Source organism: Peptacetobacter sp., assembly GCF_029264495.1.
In the GTDB taxonomy this organism is placed as follows: domain Bacteria; phylum Bacillota; class Clostridia; order Peptostreptococcales; family Peptostreptococcaceae; genus Peptacetobacter.
The window spans coordinates 1-5,717 of record NZ_JARIBH010000055.1 but is presented as its reverse complement, the minus strand read 5'-3'; the positions used below and the strand labels follow the sequence as shown (position 1 = coordinate 5,717).

Annotated in this window: 6 protein-coding genes; all 6 read right to left on the bottom strand. The window is 26.5% G+C overall.

Features of this window, described 5'->3' with window-relative positions; translation table 11 throughout:
* The coding region (locus Q1J78_RS05135; protein ID WP_300277486.1) for a 4Fe-4S binding protein at nt 1–551 on the bottom strand (551 nt) is incomplete at its 3' end.
* Complete coding sequence (locus Q1J78_RS05130) at nt 551–790, bottom strand: 4Fe-4S binding protein (protein WP_300277483.1); 240 nt, start codon at nt 788–790, stop codon at nt 551–553. The genes Q1J78_RS05130 and Q1J78_RS05135, both read right to left, overlap by 1 nt.
* 144 nt (nt 791–934) lie before the next feature.
* Nucleotides 935–1,600 carry a Crp/Fnr family transcriptional regulator gene (locus Q1J78_RS05125; RefSeq protein ID WP_300277480.1) on the bottom strand — a complete coding sequence of 222 codons (666 nt, stop codon included), beginning with the start codon at nt 1,598–1,600 and terminating at the stop codon, nt 935–937.
* A 124-nt stretch (nt 1,601–1,724) separates the two neighbouring features.
* The gene (locus Q1J78_RS05120; protein WP_300277477.1) at nt 1,725–3,176 is read right to left on the bottom strand and encodes a cell wall-binding repeat-containing protein; all 1,452 of its coding nucleotides are present in this window, start codon (nt 3,174–3,176) and stop codon (nt 1,725–1,727) included.
* A 479-nt stretch (nt 3,177–3,655) separates the two neighbouring features.
* Nucleotides 3,656–5,302, bottom strand: coding sequence for a cell wall-binding repeat-containing protein (locus Q1J78_RS05115; protein ID WP_300277474.1), 1,647 nt, complete (start codon nt 5,300–5,302; stop codon nt 3,656–3,658).
* 285 nt (nt 5,303–5,587) lie between these two features.
* On the bottom strand, nt 5,588–5,717 hold a 130-nt coding region (locus Q1J78_RS08690), incomplete at its 5' end, for a methionine gamma-lyase family protein (RefSeq protein ID WP_300277489.1).

Genomic DNA, 5,717 nt, shown 5'->3' with positions numbered 1-5,717 from the left:
CCCTGTGTCATTGTTCCCATAGGGCAATAAACACACCAAGATCTAGGTTTATATAAAAGCATAGTTATAACGCCCAATATAGTTGAAGTAAGCATTACACTATAAAATCCGAATGCAAATTGAACTATCCAAGCTGGAATATCTGCTCCACTATATGCAAAACTCCAAGGAGCTTTAAAAGTCCATAATATAGTAACAACTTCTTTTAAACTGCTACTTCCTTTAAATACAAGATATGTAGAAAACAACATATTTACAAACATAAATAAGAAAAATGCTAAAAATCCATATCTAAACCATTTACTCTTTAAAAATTTTGGAATATCTTTTTTTCTAGAAAGCCCAAATTTATTTCCAAGAATACCGAATAATTGACCTCTACCACAATATTTATTACAATAAGATTTATTTCCTTTTACAATAGATATTATAAGTGGCACAAAGAAACATATTAGTCCTAGCCAAGCAAACATTATATTTACAAATCCTAATATTAAATAAAGTGTAGAAATTATCCATAAATAATCATACCATTTTTTAGTTTTTTTCATTATGCTACCCCTCCTAATACTTCTCTTTTAATATCTATTACAGATGCTGGACATTCTTTAGAACATAGACCACAACCTATACATTTTTCTAAATCAACATCTGCATATAATCCATTTTTTATAGATATAGCATTTTTCGGACATACTTTTATACAACAACCACAGGCAACACAAAATGATTTATCCACAGTTGCAAATCTTTTACTTATTTTTGTATTAATTGTATTATTTTTTTGCATATTATTTTTCCTTTCATCACAAATGTATTTTTTCTCTAAACTTCATGATGATATTCTACAATAAAAAAAGCTACCTTTTCTGTGATACAATCACATAAAAAGCAACTTTTTATAATTTTTATTATTTTTTAATACGATTAATCTTTATTTAGATATTTTAATAAGCTCATCTTTATTCAATATTTCTATACTGCCTCTACTAAGAGATACTATTTCCTCTTGCTCAAAATATTTTAACATCCTACTAACTACTTCTCTTGCACTTCCAATATATTTTGCAATTTGTTCATGAGTGATTTTTATTTTATCGCTATTTAAAGAAGAACTTTCTTCTATTAAGAATATAGCTAATCTTTTATCAACTCCCATAAAGAGAATCTGTTGCATTATCCACATAACATCTGAAAATCTAGCTGCTATTTCTTCATACATATAGGCTTTAACATAAATATTTTCCTCAGTTATTCTTTTGAATATATTAGAGGGAATATTCAATATTTCTGTATTTTCTTCAACTTCTAAATGTATATCAAATGTTATAGCGTCTAACAAACAAGATGATGACAACATACATATATCTCCAGATTTTATTCTGTATAAAGTAATATCTCTTCCATCTTCAGATAAAATATGTACTCTTAAAGAGCCCTTTTTCACAAGAATTATTCCAAAACAACCTTCTGATTTATCAAGTATAAAATCACCTTTTTTGTAATTTAGTATTTGTATATTTTTTTCTATTAATGATAATTCTTCATCTGTAGTCATTTCCCATAGTGGTAATTTTTTTAATCTGTTAATATCTTTCATTGTTGTTCTCCATATTATATATTTTATTAATGATTATTATATCATAAATTAATAATATCAAAATCTAATCAAAAATAAAAAGGACTTTAAAAAGTCCTTTTTATTTTTGATTAGATTTAATAATTTATTTTACATTTACTGTTAATTCAAGTGTTGAACCACAGAAATCTTTATTAATACATTCAACAGAAAATTTGTATGTTCCTGGTTTATCAGTATTAGGCAAACTACCTACAACTGTTATATCATCTGTTATATTTCCATATCCTGTATCCCAACAAAATAGCCCAAAATCTTTTAATGTTAAATTATATCCAACTGGAACAGTTATCTTAGGATAGTCTGCTGTTAATAATGGATAATCACTATAATAATCTGTTCCAATAGCAAGAAAAGCAGGTTTATGTAATACTCTTCCATCTTTTAATGTTACATAAAATTCTATTGGAAAACCTCCAGCTACTCTTGTATCAATTTCATGTAAAGGATTTTCATCAGGACCACCTGTACCTATCCATTTAACTTTATTAGTTATATCAGTACCATCTATATCTGTTGCTTTTATATTATATTGTTCAAATGGAAATTTTTCACATCTCATTATTTCACCATAGTCATTTCCTACTGAAAGAGAAGATTTATCTTCCAAATCATTTTTAGTATCAGATACTATATTTTTTATTTGATTTACAATTGAATCAGAAAGTCCACCTATAAGATTTACTCTTTTAGCTCCTTTAAGTACTGATTTATCACTTTTCTCTGATGCAAGAACAATTGGTTGTTTAGCAGCTGATGCTGTTAATGCATCTACAAGTAGATTTCCTTTTGCTACATTGAAATTATCTACATCTTTGTAAAATTTATTTATAACTAACTTATTTGTTTCATATCTATCTCTTCCACCAAGTCTTATAGCACCACTTTTATTTTCTATATCTTTAGATATAACACTAGTAGAACCTATTATATAATCTGGTTTATAATTTTTATCATAATCTTTGTTGTTAGAAAGTATTATTGCACCTTCATTTTTTGCTGCGATTGGTGCTATACTCATAGCATCGGCCTCACCTTTAAATCCATTTACTAAATATTTTTCTGTTACTGGTTTTGAAGATATATTTTCTATTATTTTTGCAACATTTTTAGAAGTTTCTATTCTATTTGAACCTTCTATTCTTTCTATATCATAACCTGTACTATATAATTTATTTTCAACCTTTTTAGATATTGCATTGTTACCACCTATTAAGTATACAACTTTAGCACCTTCTAATGCTCCCATAGTTTCTTTTGGTATAGTATCTTTTTTTGTTAAAAGTATTGGAGCATTTAATGTACCAGCAAGTCCACTAGCTGAAAGTCCATCAGCTAAAGAGTTATCAGCATTTATAAGTATTGCCACATTTTTATTTTTAGCATTTTTTGCAAGTTTAGCTGCTGTATCATATCTATTGTTTCCTTTTGTAGTTACAATTTCACATTTTGATTCTGCATTTACTAATGTTGTCATAGGTGCAACAAATGCTACAGCCATTCCTAATGCTAATGATTTTTGTAATTTTTTATTCATAATATACCTCCATATAATATATTTAAATACAAATAGATTATAACATATATATCAATTTAAATAAAATTAAGTGAATCTTGCAATATAAAGAACTAACGGTCTTTTAATTAATATAAGACAGAAATTTAAGATATAACATTATTTGTGTTGGTTATTTTCAATAAAAAGTATAATTCGTAAAATCTTTCATACTTTACAATAAAATATCGTTTTTACATTACTTAAATACAATACGAATTAAAATATTATTATCTATAATCAATTATTTTTAAAAATAATTTTTTGATATTGTTATTTTTTATTTATCTGAATATACACAATCTCATATTTTTCAAAACATTTTAATATATACTTTTCTTGCACTTTTAAAAGATATTTATTCTATTAAATTTTTTATTATAATATCAAAATTTAATTAAAAATAAAAAGGACTTTAAAAAGTCCTTTTTAATGGTGCATATATTTAATATTTACTTTTATTATTTTTTCATAAAGTTAGATGTTACATAAATATATTCTCCTTCTCTATACGCACCTAAACCTGTGTACATACTATCAATTCTAAGCATATTTGCATTATGTCCTGGAGAATTTTTCCATCCATTAAATGCCATTTCTGCTAAAAATTTAGGAGATTCTATTCTCTTCTTCCATGTACAATATATATTTTCTGTTAAGTGTTTTGGATTATGTTTTTCTACTATTTCAGGCTTAATATCCCAAACTCTCATCATTGCTCCATTTTCATTACTTTCATTCCATCTATCTTGATAGTATTTTGTTTCAGTGTCATCATACCAATGTTCAAAATAATTTAAAGTTCCCATATGTTCAGATTTAAAACATGCACAATAATTTAAATCGTCCATTGGTTCTACAGGTGGAACACCACAATCAACTCTGTACTCATTTAACATTTTGAAAAATTCTTTTCTAAATTCTTGTTGGAATTTTTCTGTATTTATACTTGGTTTAACATTAGGTTTTGAAGGATTTGGTACTATTTTTTTATTAACAATTACTGTAACATCTTTACTCACAGTTGCTCCATTAGAGTCTGTAACAGATAATGTCAGTATATATTTTCCAACTTTTGAAGTATCTACTTTCTTATTTACTTTTACTTTTTTTGTTATATTTCCATCTTCAAAATCTGTTGCACTTATACCAAACATACTTATATTGAATTTATCACCTTGGTCAATTGATACTACATTTTTTGATAGATTTAATTTTGGTAGAGAATTTCCACTTAAATCAACCTTAAAATTAATTCCACCTACTTGTATAAGTTCATTTTTTCCTTTAACTATACTATTATCCGAATTTTTAGATACAAACATAACACCATTATTTTTAGCAAGTGATGATACAGTAAGAGCATCTACAAGAGGATTTCCTTTTGTATAATATAATCTATTTGTATTTGGATAGAATTTTTCTAAAACTTTCCTATTTGTTTCATATCTATCATGTCCTGCAATTCTCTCACCCTCTAATACAGCTTGCATATAACCATCTATTGTTGAGTTCCCACCTATTAGATAATAATTTGTATTTGTATATTGAGGATGATCAAAATATACTCCATCTGTTAAAAATATAGGAACATTATCTCTAGCAGCAATCGATGCAACAGACATGGCATCGGCCTCTCCTTTAAATCCATTTACAACAAATGCTTTATCATATGGAACCATTAATTCTGCTATTTTTTCAGATGTTTCTAATCTATCTTTACCAGAAATTCTTATTATTTCTTTGTTATATAATTGTTCTTCTACATTTTTACTTATAGCAGATATTCCTCCTATTATATAAACTTTTTTCACATTTTCAAGTCTTCTCATTGTTACTTCTGGAATTGAATTTTGCTTCACTAAAAGTATAGGTGCATTTTCTTTTCCTGCTAATGATGATGCAGAAAGTCCATCTGCTAAACTCTTATCTGTATTTACAAGAATTGCTGTACTATAATTTCCTAATCTATCAGCAACTTTCGCAGCAGTATCGTATCTATCTTTTCCTACAATTTTATCATTATTTACTGCAAATATTGGAACTATAGAAGTTGTAAATAATGCAGCAGCTATTATAAATGTACTTGCTTTTTCTTTAAACTTCATAAAATCACCTCCTAATTTTAATTATAGTAAAAACTAACTAAATATATTATATCACATATGTGTATTATTACAAATCATTTAAATTAGAATATTTTTTTAATTTTTATAAATATTTTTATATATAAAAAGAGAGATGATTAATATCACCTCTCTTTTTCCTATATTTTTTGGAGCTACGGAAAATGCCTTTTGGAGCTACCCTGGAGCTACGGCATTTTTCCATAACCCGAAACCCTTGCAATTACTAGGTTTGCAGATTTTAGTATTTAATTATAAATTTCCGATTTATTTTTCACCTAGTCCCTTATGTAAATCTTTTATTCTTTCTATTGCTTTTAAAGTACCCATTTTAGAATGGTCAAATGTAAGACCTCCCTGGAAGTAAACATTGTATGGTGGTCTTATAGGAGCATCA

Excerpts from the sequence above, each read along its gene's own strand:
- Q1J78_RS05130 (WP_300277483.1), bottom strand. The coding sequence starts at position 790 with ATGCAAAAAAATAATACAATTAATACAAAAATAAGTAAAAGATTTGCA.
- Q1J78_RS05125 (WP_300277480.1), bottom strand. The coding sequence starts at position 1,600 with ATGAAAGATATTAACAGATTAAAAAAATTACCACTATGGGAAATGACT.
- Q1J78_RS05115 (WP_300277474.1), bottom strand. The coding sequence starts at position 5,302 with ATGAAGTTTAAAGAAAAAGCAAGTACATTTATAATAGCTGCTGCATTA.
- Q1J78_RS05120 (WP_300277477.1), bottom strand. The coding sequence starts at position 3,176 with ATGAATAAAAAATTACAAAAATCATTAGCATTAGGAATGGCTGTAGCA.